We start from the raw sequence: 17,904 nt of genomic DNA, 5'->3' as shown, positions 1-17,904 counted from the left end.
TGCATGCGAGCAAGCGTCGCCTGTCTCTTCCTGACTGTTTTCTGCGGCACCGCGGTGGCGCAAACGGCAGATGGACCGCTGGTCCCCCTGCCGGACTACTTTCAGAAGAGCATCGCCGCGGCGAACGCCAAGCCGTTGCCGCCCCTCAAGCCCAAGCCCAATCAAATGCGGGCCATCCGGGCTTCGACCGGGCTGGAAGGCCTGCCGGACCTGATCGTCCATGGCGGCGTGCCCACCCCACCGGAGCGACCCCGCGGCAATGACTCTCCGGTGGTGTCCGCCTATGCCGCCGATACACCCTTGCCGCCTGCGCGCCCCGATACAGATATCGACGTGGCCGGGCCAGAGCCCGATGGGGCGCCGGCGCAAGCCAACGCCGCATCGAATGCCAAGCCCGACGGTGGCTTGCCACCCGGAACCTTGTCACATGCCTTCGTGCCGCTGCCCGTGCGCCGGCCCGGTGGCATCGATGACCGCATGACCACCAATCCTGGCCTCAATGCACCGCCGCCGGAAACCAAGGTCGCCATGCTGGGTGCCTTGCCGGGCGCGGGCATTGCGATCAACAATCTGGCGCGTGCGGTCCCCGAGGCCGCCATCGTCAAGGGGGCTTGCAGCGTGGGGCAGCCCTATCGCCTGATGGCGTTGGGGCCGGGCAGCCGCACCACGCTGGTGCCGGCCGCGACCGTCGACTACGCCATGGTCAACGGGTTGGTGCGCTGGGAGGCCGGCATGCAGGCTGCCGCCAAACAGTATCTCGGCGAGAACGTCGTTGCCATCAAGGTGGCTGCTTCCTATGTCTGCCGGGGCATGAACAACATTCGCGGCGCCAAGCTCTCCGAGCATGCCAAGGGCAATGCCATCGACATTTCCGGCTATATCACCGCGAGCGGCAAGGAAATCACCGTCCGTCATGACTTCAAGGGCGGGGGTGCCAAGTCGGCCTTCCTGAAACAGGTGCATGGCGTGACCTGTGGCGTGTTCCAGGTCGTGCTGGGCCCCGGTTCGGATGGCTACCACGAAGACCATTTCCATATGGATCTCGGCCGCTGGAAGAGCTGCCGGTAAAACCAGCCTCATTGCTGGTCCGCGCGCCGAGCCCGCTCTTGCCGGCGGGCCGGCCCTCAGCCGCGGCAGCCGGCAGTCTTCGCAATCTCCCGCGATGACGGCTCCGGTTTGGCTCGGAACAGACGCATGAACCGGGCCAGGCGCGTCGTGATTGTGGCTCTCGCCCGCCTGTGCGGCTGATTTTCTTCTCGATAAGCTCGTCGCTCCTCCATCTGTGCCACTTCGGTGCCCTGCAGCGCGGCCTGCGGTGACAGGGCAAGGCTAAGGCCTCTGGTCAGGCCGGCAGTTAGATAAGAATCAATCATGAGAGGTTACCTCCTCACCGCTTGCAAAAGCTTGGTGACATGGCAGTCATTCTCAGGAAATATTGGGTAATCGGCAAACGAGTTCAGTTTGAATATCGTGCCTCTTTCATAAGTTTTTCTTGTGAGTGAAACATATGGAAACACTGCCGTCCCTATCGGCCTTGCGCGTGTTCGCCGTGGCGGGAAAGGCGTTGAGTTTCACCCGCGCAGCCCAGATGCTGAACGTTACCCAGGCGGCGGTTTCGCATCAGATCCGGGTGCTGGAGGAGCAGCTCGGCGTCAAATTGTTCCAGCGCACCACGCGCAGCCTGCAGCTAACCGCTGCCGGACAGCAATTGCTGCCGGCAGCGGTGGCTGCCTTTGGCGAGATCGAGCGGGCGGTTGCCGGCATCAGGCGCGCGCAGAGCCTCCTCTCGATCACCACCACGCCCTCTTTCGGTGCCCGCTGGCTGGCACCACGCCTGCCACGCTTTGCCGAGCTCCATCCCGAAATCGAGATTTCGGTGCGTCATACCGAGACGCCGCTGGATATCGTGGCCGAAGGCATCGACCTTGCCATTCGGGGCGGCCTCGGCAAATGGCCGGGCCTTACGGCGGAATTGATCGGCCCATCGGTGACGCTGCCAGTGGCGGCGCCTGATTATGCCGAGCGGCTGCGCCTGTCCGAACCCGCCGACCTTTCCCGCGCCAGCCTTCTGCACGATCAGGATCGCAGCGACTGGCGCGAATGGCTTGCCGTGGCACGCCTCGATCCGGCTCTGGCACAGGCCGGGCCGGTATTCGACGACGAGAACGTGCTGATCGAGCTGGCCTTGGCCGGGCAGGGGGTCGGTCTGGTCGTCGGCAGTGTGGTTGAGGGGCTGATCCGCCAGGGGCGCCTGGTGGCGCTGTTCGACCGACAAGTCACGCTCGGCTATGGGTATTATCTCGCTTATCCAGCTGGCGCTCTGGCTCTGCCCAAGGTGGCGGCCTTTCGGCGTTTCGTGCTGTCGCAGGCGCGGTGAGGGCCGGAGCGCGGACATCCTGTCCGCCCTTCATCTCCACGAGCGCAGGGTTTTATTGGAAGGAAGGGCGGACAGGATGTCCGCGCTCCGAAGCAGCTTATCGGCATCTCAACGCCTTGATCGGCTGGCCGGGCTTCCATTCGATGTCATTGCCGCTCCAGAAACGCCCCTGCTTGTCCGAAGCATAGAGAGCATTGCTTTCGAGCTCGCAGGTGAAGGCCAGGGAGGTGAGCGAGATCTCACCGACGGCATGATAATCCTCGCCGCTCGCCTCGATTCGCAGAACGTCACGATTGCCGCCGATACCGCTCGCATCGAGGCGGAAGCGTCCTTGCGTATCCGTGGTGGTAAGCATGCTGTGGCTTGGCAGGTGTGAGGAGGTCGCGCGAATGCGGATATTCGGAACGGGCTTGCCTTGGTCGAGCAACAGGCCCGTTGCGCCGAAGCCTGCGAGTGCCCCGGCCTAGCCTGAAACGGGGGCCTCGGTGAGACGACAGGCGCTCAGAACGAGGCAACTGGCGAGGATGGCGAGGCGTAGGCTGATCATGGGCGTTTTCCACGGCCAAATGGGCAGATCTCGCGGAGATGGCCAACCATGATGGCACGATTAGGCCATTTTCGCGGCTGACACATGCTTCCCTTGCGTTATCGTGGCCGGGCAGGTTTCATCGGTCCCGAACAGGATCTCACCGCCAGGAGGGAATGACATGGGCCTACGTTTGATTCGCGCCGTCCTGGCAGCCGGACTGATCACCGCACCGGTCGCGGCTCAGGCCCAGACCAAGGACAGCTGTCAGAGCCTCCTGCAACGCGGTGGCAAGGTGATTGACACCTATGTCATGGATTTCGGCTCGGGCGACAAGCTCTATGTCCATATCGTGCGCATGCCCGGCGGCCAGACGACGAAATGCACCACGCGCAGGCCGCTTTGAGCCGCCCATCGAGCCCACAATTTCTGTTACGATCGTCACTTTCCGCTCAGGTCGGCATTCGGCCCCTTTCGCAAGACGCCAAAATGGTTTAGTCGAACCGCTCGATCCGCCGCAGCCGATCTCAATCGGCCCGAATCGTGTTCGGGCCGATTGAGATCGGCTGGTACCGTGAATATCCGGCCGTGGAGTCCCCTCCGCGGCTTTTTCATGCCGGCCCTCCTAAATCGGACGAGCGATGCCAAAACGTAGCGATATTTCCTCCATCCTGATCATCGGCGCTGGCCCGATCGTCATCGGCCAAGCCTGCGAATTTGACTATTCGGGCACGCAAGCCGTCAAGGCCCTGCGCGAGGAGGGCTATCGCGTCATCCTGGTCAATTCCAACCCGGCCACGATCATGACCGACCCGGATCTGGCGGATGCGACTTATGTCGAGCCGATCACGCCCGAGATCGTCGCCAAGATCATCGAGAAGGAGCGCCCGGACGCGCTGCTGCCGACCATGGGCGGCCAGACCGCGCTTAACACCGCGCTGAAGCTTGCCGAGATGGGCGTGCTGGAGAAATTCGGGGTCGAGATGATCGGCGCCGATGCCGACGCCATCGATAAGGCCGAGGACCGCCAGCGCTTCCGCGAGGCCATGACCAAGATCGGCCTGGAGACGCCGCGCTCGAGCCTGGCCCACAGCCTCACCGAAGCGCTGGAGGCGCTCGACCATGTCGGCCTGCCGGCGATCATCCGTCCCTCCTTCACGCTGGGCGGCACGGGTGGCGGCATCGCCTACAACAAGGCCGAGTTCATCGACATCATCGAGCGCGGCCTCGATGCTTCGCCGACCAGCCAGGTCCTGGTCGAGGAGAGCGTGCTCGGCTGGAAGGAGTTCGAGATGGAGGTCGTCCGTGACAAGGCGGACAATGCCATCATCGTCTGCTCGATCGAGAACATCGATCCGATGGGCGTGCATACCGGCGACTCCATCACCGTCGCACCGGCGCTGACGCTGACGGACAAGGAATACCAGATCATGCGCAACGCCTCGATCGCGGTGCTGCGCGAGATCGGGGTGGAGACCGGCGGCTCCAACGTGCAGTTTGCCGTCGACCCGGCTACCGGACGCCTCGTCGTCATCGAGATGAATCCGCGCGTCTCGCGCTCTTCGGCGCTGGCTTCCAAGGCCACCGGATTCCCGATCGCCAAGGTCGCCGCCAAGCTCGCCGTCGGCTATACGCTGGACGAGATCGAGAACGACATCACCGGCGGGGCGACGCCGGCCTCCTTCGAGCCGACGATCGACTATGTCGTCACCAAGATCCCTCGTTTCGCCTTCGAGAAATTTCCGGGCGCCGAGCCGATCCTTTCTACCGCGATGAAGTCGGTCGGCGAGGCGATGGCCATTGGCCGCACCTTCCAGGAGAGCTTGCAGAAGGCACTGCGCTCGCTCGAAACAGGCCTCAACGGCCTCGACGAGATCGAGATCGACGGCCTTGGCCAGGGTGACGACAAGAACGCCATCCGTGCCGCTCTCGGTAAGCCGACGCCCGATCGCCTGCTCAACATCGCCCAGGCCATGCGCCTCGGCCTGTCCGACGTCGAGATCCACGGCGTGTGCAAAGTCGATCCCTGGTTCCTGGCCCAGATCCGCGGCATCGTCGAGACCGAGCAGAAGGTGCGCGCGATCGGCCTGCCCCAGACCCAGGGTGCCCTGCGCAGCCTCAAGGCCATGGGCTTCGCCGACCGTCGCCTCGATGCACTGGCCGGTGTTCCGGAAGGAACGGTCAAGAACCTGCGCACGGAACTTGCCGTGCATCCCGTCTTCAAGCGCATCGATACCTGCGCCGCCGAATTCGCCTCGCCCACCGCCTATATGTACTCGACCTATGCGCCGCCCTTCGCTGGCGCGCCGGCCGACGAAGCCAATCCGTCCGACGCCAAGAAGATCGTCATTCTCGGCGGCGGTCCCAACCGCATCGGCCAGGGCATCGAGTTCGACTATTGCTGCTGCCACGCCTGCTTCGCGCTTTCGCATGCGGGCTATGAAACCATCATGGTCAACTGCAATCCCGAGACGGTGTCGACCGACTACGACACCTCTGACCGTCTCTATTTCGAGCCGTTGACGGCCGAGGACGTGCTGGAGATCCTGCGCGTCGAGAAGTCCAAGGGAACCCTGCACGGCGTGATCGTGCAGTTCGGCGGGCAGACGCCGCTGAAGCTGGCGGCGGCGCTTGAGGAGGCGGGCATTCCTATCCTCGGCACCACGCCCGACGCGATCGATCTTGCCGAGGACCGCGACCGCTTCAAGCGCCTGCTCGATAAGCTCGGCCTGCGCCAACCCAAGAACGGCATCGCCTATTCGGTCGAGCAGGCGCGCCTGGTCGTCGCCGATCTCGGCCTGCCGCTGGTGGTGCGTCCCTCCTATGTACTGGGCGGACGCGCCATGGCGATTATCCGCGACGAAATTGCCTTCGACGATTACCTCCTCGGTACCCTGCCGCAGATGGTGCCGCCGGAGATCAAGACGCGCTATCCCAACGACAAGACGGGCCAGATCAACACGCTGCTGGGCAAGAACCCGCTGCTGTTCGATCGCTATCTTTCCGACGCGGTCGAGGTTGACGTCGACGTGCTCGCCGATGGCAAGGATGTCTTCGTCGCCGGCATCATGGAGCATATCGAGGAGGCGGGTATCCATTCCGGCGATTCGGCCTGTTCGCTGCCGCCGCGCTCGCTGAGTCCCGAGGTCCTGGACGAACTCGAACGCCAGTCCAAGGCCATGGCCCTGGCCCTCGATGTCGGAGGCCTGATGAATGTGCAATACGCCATCAAGGACGGCCTGATCTATGTGCTCGAGGTCAATCCGCGCGCTTCGCGCACGGTGCCCTTCGTGGCCAAGGTGATCGGCGAGCCGATCGCCAAGATCGCCTCCCGGGTCATGGCGGGCGAAAGCCTGGCTTCCTTCAACCTGAAAGCCAAGAAGCTCGACCATATCGCGGTCAAGGAAGTGGTGCATCCCTTCGCGCGCTTCCCTGGTGTCGATACGGTGCTGGGCCCCGAAATGCGCTCGACCGGCGAAGTCATCGGTCTCGACCGCGACTATGCCGTCGCCTTCGCCAAGAGCCAGCTTGGAGCCGGTGTCACCGTGCCATCAGGCGGCACGGTGTTCGTGTCGGTGAAGGAGAGCGATAAGCCGCGTATCCTCGATTCGATGCGGCTGCTCGCCGAGCTCGGCTTTTCGATCGTCGCGACCGACGGCACGCAGCAATTCCTTGCCGGCCATGGCGTCAACGCCACGCGTATCAACAAGGTCTTGGAAGGGCGTCCGCACATCGTCGATGCCATCAAGAATGGCAGCATCCAGCTAGTGTTCAACACCACGGAAGGGGCCCAGGCCCTGGCGGATTCGCGTTCGTTGCGACGTGCCGCCCTCTTGCATAAAGTCCCATATTACACCACTCTCTTCGGAGCGGTGGCGGCTGCGCAAGGGATCAAAGCCCATAAGGGCGGGGATCTGGAAGTGCGGCCGCTGCAATCCTATTTCTGAAAGGAGGCACCCTCTCCCGTGGGGGGAGGGTACCGTAAAATTGCAAAACCGATATGTCAGCCGCGCCGGGAAAGTCCGTCCGGCGCGTATCTTTTTTGCGTTTGGAAAGAGAAGACGAAGCAATGGACAAGATCCCGATGACGCCGGCAGGCTATGCCGCGCTCGAGGCAGAATTGAAGGAACGCCAGCAGGTTGAACGGCCGCGCATCATCGCGGCGATTTCCGAAGCGCGTTCCCATGGCGACCTTTCCGAGAACGCCGAATATCACGCGGCCAAGGAAGCTCAGGGCCATAATGAAGGCCGTGTCGCCGAACTCGAAGATGCTTTGTCTCGCGCCGAAGTGATCGATATTTCCAAGCTGTCCGGCGACACCGTCAAATTCGGGGCCCTTGTCACGTTGATCGACGAAGACACCGAGGAAAAGAAGACCTATCAGATCGTCGGCGAGAGCGAGGCCGATGTCCGCTCCGGCAAGATCTCGATCGGTTCGCCGCTCGCCCGCGCTCTGGTGGGCAAGAAGATCGGGGTCTCCGTCGAGGTCAACACGCCCAAAGGCCCCAAGGCCTATGAGATCGCCAACGTCGCCTGGCGTTGAGCCGACCGCTGATTTCAGGCCCCTGTAACGCAGTGCGCCGCATCCTCGCCGGGTGCGGCGTTTTGCTGTTGGATACAGGACGACATGGTCGCATGAATTTGCTTCGATTGGGGAGACGGCACGTTCTATAGAGAGCGAGTATCTATAGAGAGCGCGTATCGCGAGCAGGAGGGTACCATGACTTCGGAACGTATCGGGCGCAGGGGCTTCCTGACCATTGGCGCCGGTCTGTTGCTCACCAGTTGCGCCACCTCTTATGGCGACAATCCCGCCATTCCCGTCATCCGCAGGGTTCAGGTCAGCGGGAGCGGCAATCTCTGGCTCCAGCGCATGCCGCCCTATCTTCAGCGCAATCTCGTCCGTCAGCTCGGCTCGCGCTACCAGCCCGGCGCAAAGGGCGGAGCGACATTGTCGGTCGTGCTTACCGACATCAGTTTTCCTGTGGATTCCGACGGTGGCCTGGTCAGCTTCGACAGTGTCGACACGCTCGATGGCCGCATCACGCTGTCGTCATCGGGGAGCGTGATCAAGAGCTTCCCGCTCTTCGCTACCACGACCTCGGTGGATGCCGCTGCTGAAGTGCCTGATCCGACACCGCGCCGATATGATTGGCTGGCTTCCAGCTACGCGCATTGGCTGCTGAGCAAGCTGGTTCAGGCTTGATACGGTTCACTCAAGATGGGCAAGCACGCCCAGCTGAACCGCATCGGGGTTAGGCCCCTTCGCTCACGTCGAGTTCGAGGGGAACGATCGGATCGTCCTTGATGGAACGCAGAGTCAGCGCCGTCTTGACGTTGCGCACGGCCGGCCCTGCCGTCAGCTCGGCCACGAAAGCCTGGAAGGAGCGCAGATCCTTCGCCACGCATTTGAGCACGAAATCGACGTCGCCGGACAGCATCCAGCATTCGCGCACCAGGGGCTGATTCTTCACATAGGTTTCGAAGGATTGCAGATCCGCGCCGGCCTGCGAGGTCAGATTGACCATGGCGAAGATGGTGATCTCGTAACCGAGCGAGGTTTCGTCGAGCAGGGTACGGTAACCCTTGATCACGCCGGCATCTTCGAGGGCCCGCACACGCCGCAGACAGGGGGGCGCGGAAATGCCGACGCGCTTGGCCAGCTCCACATTGGTCATGCGACCATCGGCCTGTAGTTCCTGCAGGATTTTCCAGTCAACAGCATCAAGGCGTGCGCGCACGATAAGCATTCCGATTAAGAGCGGTTAAGCCGTCCTAAACCGGGGAGAACAGCCAGGCAAGCATCTTTGTTACCCAATCGGCCTTGCTGCGTGAAACAAACTTGCGTGTGCGGAAAATCGGCGGGCCAGCACTGCGGCAAATGCCGTGCTGGCCCGTGGAGTCTTGTTCGATACTGGCGGAGCGCGAAGGGTCAGTCTTCAAGCTCGAAGCGTGCGGATACGGTGACGTTCAGCGCGCTCTCTCCGGACTCGATCGGCACCGAATCCTGCACAGCCTTGGCGCGATAGAGGCCGCCGCCGATCGGGCCGGTATTCTCGCTCAGATCCACCAGTTTGCCCAAGCGCAGACCGGAGGCCTTGGCATAGATCTCGGCCTTGCGCCTCGCATCGTCCAGGGCGGTCTTGCGAGCCCCGTCGAGCAGGACCGACTGGTCGGAGACGACGAACTGGATGCCCTCGACGCTGTTGGCGCCGGCGCTCACCGCCTTGTCGAGGATATCGCCGAGCCTGGGCAGGTCGCGCAGCGTCACGTTCACGGTATTGGAGACGGTATAGCCCGCAATGGCCGGGCCATCTTCGGAACTCGACGAGAACTTGCCGTTCTGTGGGCTCGCCGGCTGCACGCTGAAGCCCGAGGTCTGCAGGTCCTTGGGATCGATGCCGGCTGCCTTGAGAGCGGCGAGAACCTCGCCGGTCGCCTTGGAATTGGCGGTCAGCACGTCGCGCGCCACCTTGCCTGCGCTCTGCACGCCAACGCTGACATAGGCCAGATCCGGCTTGGCACCGACCGTCGCCTCGCCATTGATGGCGATCACGCGCTTGAAATCTTCGGCTTGGGCGGCGCCGAGCGCTCCGGCCAGCAGCAAGGCGGCGAGGGCGGGGCGGGCGACGAAGGACGGTAGCATCGATGAACTCCAGTGATAAAAATTGCGAGTGGAACCTTGCAATCGAAGGCGGCGGCATGATGACGGGCTTGCGGCAGGCATCGCAATTGCGGATAGCCGATTGAACCTGGACAAGACTCTGCCTATAGATGCCCCGTCTGGCACAGCCGGGCCTGTAGCTCAATGGTTAGAGCCGGCCGCTCATAACGGTCTGGTTGGGGGTTCAAGTCCCTCCGGGCCCACCAGAACTCCTTACAGGAATTCGCTAGCCTGGCGCGATTATCGGTCATTGCAGGTCGGTGGTGTTGCCGTCCGACCTAGCCAGCGCAGGGTGTGGTTCGTGCCCAACCTTGTTCAGCCACTGGGCGAATTCCTCCCAGGTTCTGTCCATGGCATAGCCGGGCAAAAAGGGCAGGGACAAGTGCCCGAAGAAGGGAGACAATTGGGCTTGCGCCTTCTCGCGGCCGGCCTTGGCGATTGCGGCGACATAGAGGGCGGCGGCAAGGCCGGTGCGGTCGGCTCCGGAAGCGCAGTGGATCAGCAGCGGTTTTGGCGCCTGCGCCATCAAGGCGATGAGTTCTTCGGCTTGTTCCCGGCTCAGCCCCCGCTTGGCCGACATCCGGAAATCGATGTGGTGAATGCCGAGCACCTTCGCATCGGCGACTTCCCTATCATACCAATCCTGGCCGGGATTGCTGCCGCGCAGATTGATGATGGCCTTGATGCCATAGCGCTGGACGTTGAATGACATCGTGGCGCTGCCGAGTTGGGCGGACCGATAGACCTGTCCGCGAATCACCGTGCCGAAATTGCCCCAGCAGATGAGCACCACGACATAGATAGCCACGGCGGAGATGCTCCAGAACAAGGTTCTGGAGAGCCATCCGCAGGCACGGCTGCCCCCTTTCGACCGTGCAAGCAAGACGCGTGGAAGCAGGTGTCTCAGGGAAGATCCTGGGTTGTAGCGGACATGTTGTTTCAATCTGTAATAAGACAGCAGCAGCGCGAACAGGATCGACAGCGATGCAAGGGCGATGGAGCGATCCGTACTTATTTTTTCATAAATTGATGCGAAAATTGCCGCAATTATCATTAGATTTATTAGAATAAATGAGATTATGTTATCAATGTTTCTAAATATATCCCTGATTATGTCCCTTATTATCATGAAAAGGGGTGGCATTTTTTGCATCCTGAAGCCGAGTTTTTGAGATTGATATGCCGGCTTAATGGGAAGTGCGTTGCAAGAGTGTCGCCGGCGATAAATCTATACTGCTGATTATTATTGCATGGACATTGCGTGGTTATGTCGATGGCGCGCGACAAGAGGGGGATGTCATCTCGGAGAGGTGCCCGCCACTGCCGAAACCGACAAAACCATGCGGACTATGGCGGAGGGTTTCCCATCAGCGCATCCAGAGCAGCGCGCCGGGCGAGGGCGTCGCCGTATTCGAGGCCAGCCGACAAACTCGCAATGGCAACCAGGCGGTTATCGGGGTTCTAGAGCCGATGCGCCTTGCATGGGCGCGAGTCGGCTCCGGGTTGGGGCCACATCGGCCGACCCGTGCGAGGGCGCACAGCATTTTTGCGCTGAGCGCACCATGTGGATGCCGCGGATGGCGGCGTGACACTGCATCCGGTCTTCCCTCCCTGGTGCTGAAATGTTCTTCGAAATTGTCCGGCTCGGCCTGATCCATGCCGCCGCCCTCATTGCCGTTGCGGCGCTGACCTGCCGCGACCAGCTGGTCTTGCGTGCCCTCCTCGTGGTCTCGACCCTGCTCTACATTCTCTATTACCTGGTCGTTCCCGAGATCATGCTGTGGGATGCGCTGTTCTGGACCGTGGTCAATCTGGGCGTGAATCTTCTGATGATGGCCAGGCTGGTTTTTGCTCGCACCCAGTTTCGTCTGAGCGCCGAAGAGCGACGGCTGTTTGCTGCCCTGGGCGGCCTGTCGCCGGGCGAGTTCCGATCCTTGATGAAGATCGGTCTTTGGCGACGCAGCGAGGATGGCCACACCCTCCTGCGCCAGGGGGAAGCGGTCGAGAAGGTCTATTATGTGCTCGACGGGCGGTCCCATGTGGAGAAGGCTGGCCGCAATCTGGTCATCGGGCCGCAGTCCTTCATCGGCGAGGTCGGCTTCCTGCGTCGCCAGCCGGCCTCGGCCACTGTGACGGTCGAGCCAGGCGCCTGTTATGTCGAATGGCCGGTTGCAGCCCTCAACGCCTTGCGGATGCGCCGCCCCCTGATCAAGGTCGCGCTCGACGGCTTGCTCGCCTCGGACATGGCGGCGAAGATGACGGCCGCCTGATTTCCCTACGGGCTCGAAAGATTGCCTCTTTCCGCAATGTCCGGATATTGGTACGACAAATGACCGTTCGGGGCGGATGGGGCGACGCCCGGCCGACTTCCGGACCGCTTCAAACTCCATGCCATGTGCCTGGAACGCTTTGCGAATTGACGGACTCGGCAAGACTCGCAAAGACGCTTCGAACCAAAGAACTCGAACCAAGAATTGGGCAAAGCGCATTCATCGCCGAACGCGCCTTGTTCCGGCAGGAAACGAAACCGAAATGACTTCCCCCCGCCAGGCTGGTATCGGGGCCGCGAGCGTCGGCATGGGCATCGCGCTCTTTCTCACCGGCGTGTTCTTTTTCGCCCTGAACGATGCCCTCGGCAAATGGCTGGTTGCCGACTATTCCGTCGGCCAGCTGTTGCTGCTGCGCTCGGTGGGCGCGGCCATCGTCCTCGTGCCGATGGTCTGGCACCTGAAGGTCGATCTCTTCGATTTCGGCCAGTGGCGGCTCCAGATCCTGCGCATCCTGTGCATGGCCGGCGACACCTACTGCTTCTATTTCGCCACGCGCAGCATGCCGCTCGCCGACGTCATGACCTTCTACATGGCGGCACCCCTGATCATCACCGCCTTGTCGGTTCCCCTACTCGGCGAAAGGGTGGAGCCGTTCCGCTGGGGAGCGGTCATCGCCGGCTTCATCGGCGTTCTCGTGGCGCTCCAGCCTTCGGCGGAACTGTTCTCCTCGGCCTCGCCCATCGCTCTCATCGGCGCCGTCATGTTCGGCCTGGCGGTCACCGTGACGCGGCAGTTGCGGCGCACGCATTGGCTTTCCCTCGTGGTCTGGCAGTTCGCCGGGGCGGGCGTCATCGGCGCGGCTACGATACCGTTCGCCTGGGTTACGCCGGGCTGGTTCGATCTTGCCCTGATGTTCCTCGTCGGTATCGTCGCCATGATGTGCTTCGTATGCATCACCCGCGCTCTGGCCATGGCGCCGGCTGCCTTGCTCGCCCCGTTCCAGTATTCGGCCATGGTATGGGCCACTTTGATGGGTTGGATCGTCTGGCGCGACGTGCCGACGCTGCCGATCGTCATCGGCAATTGCATCATCATCGGCAGCGGATTGTTCGTCTTCTATCGTGATCGAGCCACTGTGTCCGCGCCGGCCGGCTAAAGCATTTTCCAGAAAAGCTGATGGACTTTTCGCTTAAGAAAATGCGTCAGAATAGGAACTAGAAAGCAAAGCGCGATTTTCCCGAAATCGCGCTTTGCTTTAGTCAGGGCGCGGGCGGCACGGTGGAGCCGCGGAAGACGAGATCGACAGGCCAAATCTCTGCGATGGCGGCGGGATTGGCGCTGTTGGCCAAGGCCATGGCGATCTCGGCCACCCGGATTCCGGCGGCATGGATCGAGGAGAAAGTGGTGGTGAGGGCTGGCGTCAGTGTCTCCGGCCGGATGGCGTCGAGGCCGTCATCATGGGCGATCAGCGACAGGTTCTTGCCGACGACCCGGCCTGTCTCCCGGGCCGCCCGCATGGCCCCGAGGGCGAGAAAGATCGACGAGCAGAGCAGGGCCGTCGGCGGGTCTGATAGCTCGAACAGGCCACGGGCCATGCGGTAGCCGTTCTCCTCAGTCATGCGGGCGCCGCCTTCGAGTTCCGGAGAGGCGGTGAGCCCCCGGGCGGTCAACGCTCGGCGCCAGCCTTGCGAACGATGCGTAGCGAAGGTGAAGCGCAGGTTTTCGTTGAGCAGGCCGATGCGCCGGTGCCCCAGATCGATCAGCAGCGTGGTGGCCTTGTGAAAGGCCCCCTCATTGTCGATGTCGAGATGGGGATAATGCAGGCCGGTCTGTGTGCGTCCATGCATGACCAGGGGCATGCCCAGCCGCTGCAGCAATGCGATGCGCGTATCGTCGATCGTCGGGGAAGACAGCAGCACGGCGTCGACCGACCGGACGCGCGCGAGGCGTCGATAGGTACCGGCCTCGTCGCCCTGGGCGGAGGAGACCAGCACGTCATTGTCGGATCGAGAGCATTGGGTGGCGACGCCGGCGAGAAAATCGGTGAAGATCGGATCGAGCAGCATGTTGCGTTCGGACGAAAACACGATGCCGATCGCCCCCGCGCGACCGGTCGCGAGTTTGCGTGCGCTGGCATTGGGACGATATTGGTAGGTCTCGGCCGCCTCCAGCACGCGCTTGCGCGTCGCCTCGCCAACTTCCGGAAAGCCGTTGAGCGCGCGGCTGACAGTCGTCTGGGACAGACCCAGATGCTGTGACAGTTCCTTCAAGTTCACCGCAACGTTCCTTCCAGGCCTTCTCGTTTCTCTCGATGAACAGAAGCGGACCCGTTTTACCGGGGATCGGAGAGAAATATCCGTCGGGCACAGCGAATAGCTCGCGATACTGCGCACCCTTCTAGGCAATTCCCCCAGCCGCAAGCAGCGATGAGACCGCATCTGTTCATTAAAGCGCTTTGGGCCAACGCTTTCTATTATTTTTTCTGAGTCAGCTTAGTTCTTTTCCGTCAAATAGGTAGCATAACCGCCGTATTTGTTGGGAAATTCACAAGTTTCTCACGCATTCGCTCAAAAAACATCAGCGGCATTGAATTTCAATCAAAATATTTCAATGGAGCATGCCACTTTCGGAGGATCTGTTCGGGCGCCCCAGTTGTTACGCAGTTTTGCCATGTGGTTGCCTTGACAAAGGCGGACTTTTGTCGGAATTAGAATTCAAAGCGCTTTGAAGTAGATTATAGAAGCTCTGCTAAAAGAGACCTCGAACGAGGAAATGTCGGTTGCCTATGCTGACCTGCCATAGAGGAGGCAGCTGCGGCACATTAAAGGGAGGAAGACCGCATGTTCATGCGTTGGGCCTTGGCCGCGACTGCCTCTATCGCTCTCACGAGCTTTGCCAGCGCTGCTGAAGTCGCGATTTCCTGCGGCGCAGTCGGCCAGGAATTGGCCCTGTGCAAGAGCGGCGCGGAAGCCTGGGCCAAGAAGACCGGCAATACCGTCAAGATCGTCTCGACCCCCAACGATACCAATGAAAGGCTGGCGCTCTATCAGCAGCTGCTGTCGGCTGGTGCGAGCGACATCGACGTCTTCCAGATCGACGTGATCTGGCCCGGCATTCTCGCCAATCACTTCATTGATCTCAGCCCCTACACCAAGGGTGCCGAGAAGGAGCATTTCCCCGCGATCATCGACAACAACACGGTGGGCGGCAAGCTCGTCGCCATGCCGTGGTTCACCGATGCGGGCGTGCTCTACTATCGCAAGGATCTTCTGGAGAAGAACGGGCTGAAGCCGCCAACCACCTGGCAGGAAATGACCGAGGCCGCGGCCAAGGTTCAGGAGGGAGAGCGCAAGGGCGGCAACGACAAATTCTGGGGCTTCGTGTTCCAGGGCAAGGCCTATGAGGGTCTGACCTGCGATGCGTTGGAATGGATCGACTCCTACGGCGGTGGCACCATCGTCGATGCGGAAGGCAAGATCACCATCAACAATCCCAAGGCGGCGGAAGCGGTAACGCTGGCCTCCTCCTGGATCGGCAAGATTGCGCCGGATGGCGTGCTCAATTACGGCGAGGAGGAAGCGCGTGGCGTGTTCCAGTCGGGCAACGCCGCCTTCATGCGCAACTGGCCCTATGCCTGGTCGTTGGGCAATGGCGCCGACAGCCCGGTCAAGGGCAAGATCGGGGTCGTGGCCCTGCCCAAGGGCGGTGCCGACGGCAAGAACACGGGTACGCTCGGCGGGTGGCAACTCGCCGTCTCCAAATATTCCAAGAAGGCGGATCTTGCCGCCGACCTCGCCGTCTATCTGACCTCGAAGGAGGAGCAGAAACGCCGCGCCATCGAAGGCAGCTACAATCCCACCATCGCCAGCCTCTACGAGGACCCGGACGTGCTCAAGGCCGTACCGTTCTTCGGCGACCTGAAAGCGACCTTCACCAGCGCGGTCGCCCGTCCCTCCAAGATCACCGGCGCCAATTACAACGAAGTTTCGAATGCCTTCTGGAACGCGATTGCCAGCGTGCTGTCCGGCAAGGCGAAAGCAGAGACGGCTCTCGAGGACCTTGACGGCGAACTCGCCAATATCAAGGGCTCGGGCTGGTAGCATCCTCCCCGACTGCGCCGCGAACCCTCGGTTCGCGGCGCTCTTTCTCCTTCCTTCCTTCCTTCCCTCTCCAGCCGCATGGCCGAAGCCTGGGTCCTGACCCGTGGGCGTGGCTATTGGCAGGTCGCATCTCGACTTCATGCGCTCCGACTTCAAGAATTTCGACTTGGGTGGTGGCGCATCCGCTGGCCAACTCTTCCTGCTTCCCTCTGGGAGTCCCCAATGGCAAGTCAATCAGAACTGACACGGACAAGGGTTCGGTCGGCATGGCTGTTCCTGTTGCCCATGCTGGTCGTGCTGGCTGTCGTCGCCGGGTGGCCGCTGCTGCGCACCATCTGGTTCGGCTTCACCGATGCCAAGCTGAGCAGTCCCGGCAATTACAAGATCGTCGGCTTCTCGAACTATCTGGCCAATGTCGACGGGCGCTGGATCGGCCTGCTCGCCAACAAGGTGTGGTGGCTTTCGGTCTGGAACACGGTGTGGTTCTCGCTGGTATCCGTGGCCCTGGAGACGGTGCTCGGAACCATCGTCGCGCTGGTGCTGAACGCCAATTTCAAGGGGCGCGCCTTCGTCCGTGCCGCGGTGCTGATCCCCTGGGCCATTCCGACCATCGTCTCGGCCAAGATGTGGCTGTGGATGCTCAACGACCAGTTCGGCATCCTCAATCACATCCTGCTCAGCCTGCATATCATTTCGAGCCCGGTGGCCTGGACCGCCAATTCGCAGACGGCGATGTGGGCCGTGATCATGGTGGATGTCTGGAAAACGACGCCCTTCATGGCCCTGCTGATCCTGGCGGCACTGCAGATGATGCCATCCGACTGCTATGAGGCGGCCAAGGTCGACGGCATCCACCCCGTGAAGGTGTTCTTCAAGGTGACGCTGCCGCTGATCCGCCCGGCCCTGATGGTGGCCGTAGTCTTCCGCGCCCTCGACGCGTTGCGCATCTTCGACCTGATCTATGTGCTGACCTCGGGCAGCCGGGACACCATCTCGATGTCGGGCTTTGCCCGGCTGCAACTGGTCGACTTCGCCAAGACGGGGCTCGGCTCGGCAGCGGCGACGCTGCTGTTCCTGGTGATCGGCATCATCACCGTACTGGCTATGACCGTGGGCAAGGTGCGTGTTTCGGAGGATGCAACGCGATGACCAAGGTCCTCAAACCCATCGGATTCTGGCTGCTGGTCGTCGTCATCGTCCTCTACGCCGTTTTTCCGTTCTACTACGCCATCATCACCTCGATGCGTACGGGCCAGGCTTTGTTCTCGACCTCGCTGCTGCCCGACAGTCTGGACTTCTCCAATTATGTCGGCGTGTTCGAGCAGCAGCCCTTTGCCTGGAACATCTGGAACTCGATCCTCGTCGCCGTCACGGTGGTGCTGATCTCGCTCTTTTTGGGGGTGACGGCCGCCTATGCGCTGGGCCGGGTCCACTTCAAGGGCAGGGGCCTCCTCTTGATGACCATCCTGGCCGTGTCGATGTTCCCACAGGTCGCGGTGCTGTCGGGCATGTATGAGGTTGTGCGCGCCTTCGGCCTCTACAACACCATGCCGGCGCTGGTGCTTTCCAACCTGATCCTGACGCTGCCCTTCACCGTATGGGTGCTCACCACCTTCATGAAGGAACTGCCGCGGGAACTGGAAGAAGCGGCTTTCGTCGACGGCGCCAGCCCCTGGACGGTGGTACGCCGCGTGTTCATGCCGCTGATGTGGCCGGCCATGGTGACGACGGGCCTGCTCGCCTTCATCGCGGCCTGGAACGAATTCCTGTTCGCGCTGACCTTCTCGCCCGACAACCGCACCGTGCCGGTGGCGATCGCCTCGATGAGTGGCGCCAGCCAGCAGGAACTGCCCTGGGGCAACATCATGGCCGGCTCGGTCATCGTGACGCTGCCCCTCATCGTCCTCGTCCTCATCTTCCAACGCAAGATCGTCGCGGGTCTCACCGCTGGCGCCGTCAAGGGTTAA

16 protein-coding genes and 1 tRNA gene are annotated in these 17,904 nt (G+C 61.9%); 12 read left to right on the top strand and 5 right to left on the bottom strand.

The window, feature by feature from the left end; genetic code table 11:
* Positions 1 to 3 precede the first annotated feature (3 nt).
* Both AB4037_RS17040 and AB4037_RS17035 read left to right on the top strand, forming a co-directional pair.
* Positions 4 to 1,068 carry an extensin family protein gene (locus AB4037_RS17040; RefSeq protein ID WP_434957044.1) on the top strand — a complete coding sequence of 355 codons (1,065 nt, stop codon included), beginning with the start codon at positions 4 to 6 and terminating at the stop codon, positions 1,066 to 1,068.
* A gap of 439 nt (positions 1,069 to 1,507) precedes the next feature.
* Positions 1,508 to 2,377, top strand: a complete 870-nt coding sequence (locus AB4037_RS17035) for a LysR substrate-binding domain-containing protein (protein ID WP_441772311.1) — start codon at positions 1,508 to 1,510, stop codon at positions 2,375 to 2,377.
* 97 nt (positions 2,378 to 2,474) lie between these two features.
* Here the strand turns inward: AB4037_RS17035 and AB4037_RS17030 are convergent, their stop codons facing one another.
* Entirely contained in the window at positions 2,475 to 2,732 is a 258-nt protein-coding gene (locus AB4037_RS17030; protein WP_441772310.1) for a hypothetical protein, read from the bottom strand.
* Between the two features lie 352 nt (positions 2,733 to 3,084).
* On the opposite strand from AB4037_RS17030, the gene AB4037_RS17025 reads away from it, so the two are divergent.
* From AB4037_RS17025 to AB4037_RS17010, 4 genes are all read left to right on the top strand, one after another.
* Positions 3,085 to 3,309: a hypothetical protein gene (locus AB4037_RS17025; protein WP_441772309.1), complete on the top strand. Its 225-nt coding sequence runs from the start codon at positions 3,085 to 3,087 to the stop codon at positions 3,307 to 3,309.
* 235 nt (positions 3,310 to 3,544) lie between these two features.
* The gene (gene carB, locus AB4037_RS17020; protein ID WP_441772308.1) at positions 3,545 to 6,850 is read left to right on the top strand and encodes a carbamoyl-phosphate synthase large subunit; all 3,306 of its coding nucleotides are present in this window, start codon (positions 3,545 to 3,547) and stop codon (positions 6,848 to 6,850) included.
* A 122-nt stretch (positions 6,851 to 6,972) separates the two neighbouring features.
* Positions 6,973 to 7,446 carry a transcription elongation factor GreA gene (gene greA, locus AB4037_RS17015; RefSeq protein ID WP_149254640.1) on the top strand — a complete coding sequence of 158 codons (474 nt, stop codon included), beginning with the start codon at positions 6,973 to 6,975 and terminating at the stop codon, positions 7,444 to 7,446.
* A 177-nt stretch (positions 7,447 to 7,623) separates the two neighbouring features.
* Complete coding sequence (locus AB4037_RS17010; protein ID WP_441772307.1) at positions 7,624 to 8,109, top strand: hypothetical protein; 486 nt, start codon at positions 7,624 to 7,626, stop codon at positions 8,107 to 8,109.
* A 49-nt stretch (positions 8,110 to 8,158) separates the two neighbouring features.
* On the opposite strand, the gene AB4037_RS17005 is transcribed toward AB4037_RS17010, so the two are convergent.
* Both AB4037_RS17005 and AB4037_RS17000 read right to left on the bottom strand, forming a co-directional pair.
* Positions 8,159 to 8,644: an Lrp/AsnC family transcriptional regulator gene (locus tag AB4037_RS17005; RefSeq protein WP_434957038.1), complete on the bottom strand. Its 486-nt coding sequence runs from the start codon at positions 8,642 to 8,644 to the stop codon at positions 8,159 to 8,161.
* 191 nt (positions 8,645 to 8,835) lie between these two features.
* Positions 8,836 to 9,549, bottom strand: a complete 714-nt coding sequence (locus AB4037_RS17000; protein ID WP_434957037.1) for an SIMPL domain-containing protein — start codon at positions 9,547 to 9,549, stop codon at positions 8,836 to 8,838.
* A 148-nt stretch (positions 9,550 to 9,697) separates the two neighbouring features.
* Here AB4037_RS17000 and AB4037_RS16995 point away from each other — a divergent pair.
* Positions 9,698 to 9,773: transfer RNA gene (locus AB4037_RS16995), tRNA-Ile, on the top strand.
* 41 nt (positions 9,774 to 9,814) lie between these two features.
* On the opposite strand, the gene AB4037_RS16990 is transcribed toward AB4037_RS16995, so the two are convergent.
* Positions 9,815 to 10,711 carry a tyrosine-protein phosphatase gene (locus tag AB4037_RS16990; RefSeq protein WP_441772306.1) on the bottom strand — a complete coding sequence of 299 codons (897 nt, stop codon included), beginning with the start codon at positions 10,709 to 10,711 and terminating at the stop codon, positions 9,815 to 9,817.
* 478 nt (positions 10,712 to 11,189) lie between these two features.
* On the opposite strand from AB4037_RS16990, the gene AB4037_RS16985 reads away from it, so the two are divergent.
* Positions 11,190 to 11,837, top strand: a complete 648-nt coding sequence (locus AB4037_RS16985; protein WP_441772305.1) for a cyclic nucleotide-binding domain-containing protein — start codon at positions 11,190 to 11,192, stop codon at positions 11,835 to 11,837.
* Between the two features lie 262 nt (positions 11,838 to 12,099).
* On the top strand, positions 12,100 to 12,993 hold the full coding sequence (locus AB4037_RS16980; protein ID WP_434957034.1) for a DMT family transporter: 894 nt from the start codon (positions 12,100 to 12,102) through the stop codon (positions 12,991 to 12,993).
* A 103-nt stretch (positions 12,994 to 13,096) separates the two neighbouring features.
* Here the strand turns inward: AB4037_RS16980 and AB4037_RS16975 are convergent, their stop codons facing one another.
* Positions 13,097 to 14,113 (bottom strand): substrate-binding domain-containing protein, encoded by a 1,017-nt coding sequence (locus AB4037_RS16975; RefSeq protein ID WP_434957033.1) that lies wholly within the window; start codon positions 14,111 to 14,113, stop codon positions 13,097 to 13,099.
* A gap of 564 nt (positions 14,114 to 14,677) precedes the next feature.
* Between AB4037_RS16975 and AB4037_RS16970 the strand changes: the two genes are divergently transcribed.
* The 3 genes from AB4037_RS16970 (at position 14,678) to AB4037_RS16960 (ending at position 17,904) form a co-directional block, all read left to right on the top strand.
* Positions 14,678 to 15,937, top strand: a complete 1,260-nt coding sequence (locus AB4037_RS16970) for an ABC transporter substrate-binding protein (RefSeq protein WP_434957032.1) — start codon at positions 14,678 to 14,680, stop codon at positions 15,935 to 15,937.
* A 222-nt stretch (positions 15,938 to 16,159) separates the two neighbouring features.
* Complete coding sequence (locus tag AB4037_RS16965; protein ID WP_434957031.1) at positions 16,160 to 17,086, top strand: carbohydrate ABC transporter permease; 927 nt, start codon at positions 16,160 to 16,162, stop codon at positions 17,084 to 17,086.
* Positions 17,083 to 17,904 (top strand): carbohydrate ABC transporter permease, encoded by an 822-nt coding sequence (locus AB4037_RS16960; RefSeq protein ID WP_434957030.1) that lies wholly within the window; start codon positions 17,083 to 17,085, stop codon positions 17,902 to 17,904. Before AB4037_RS16965 ends, AB4037_RS16960 begins: the two co-directional genes overlap by 4 nt.

The sequence above is a fragment of the Labrys sp. KB_33_2 genome (assembly GCF_052114505.1).
Classification (GTDB): Bacteria; Pseudomonadota; Alphaproteobacteria; order Rhizobiales; family Labraceae; genus Labrys.
Note: the sequence above shows the minus strand (reverse complement) of the source record. Positions and strands in the feature narration are given on the sequence as shown.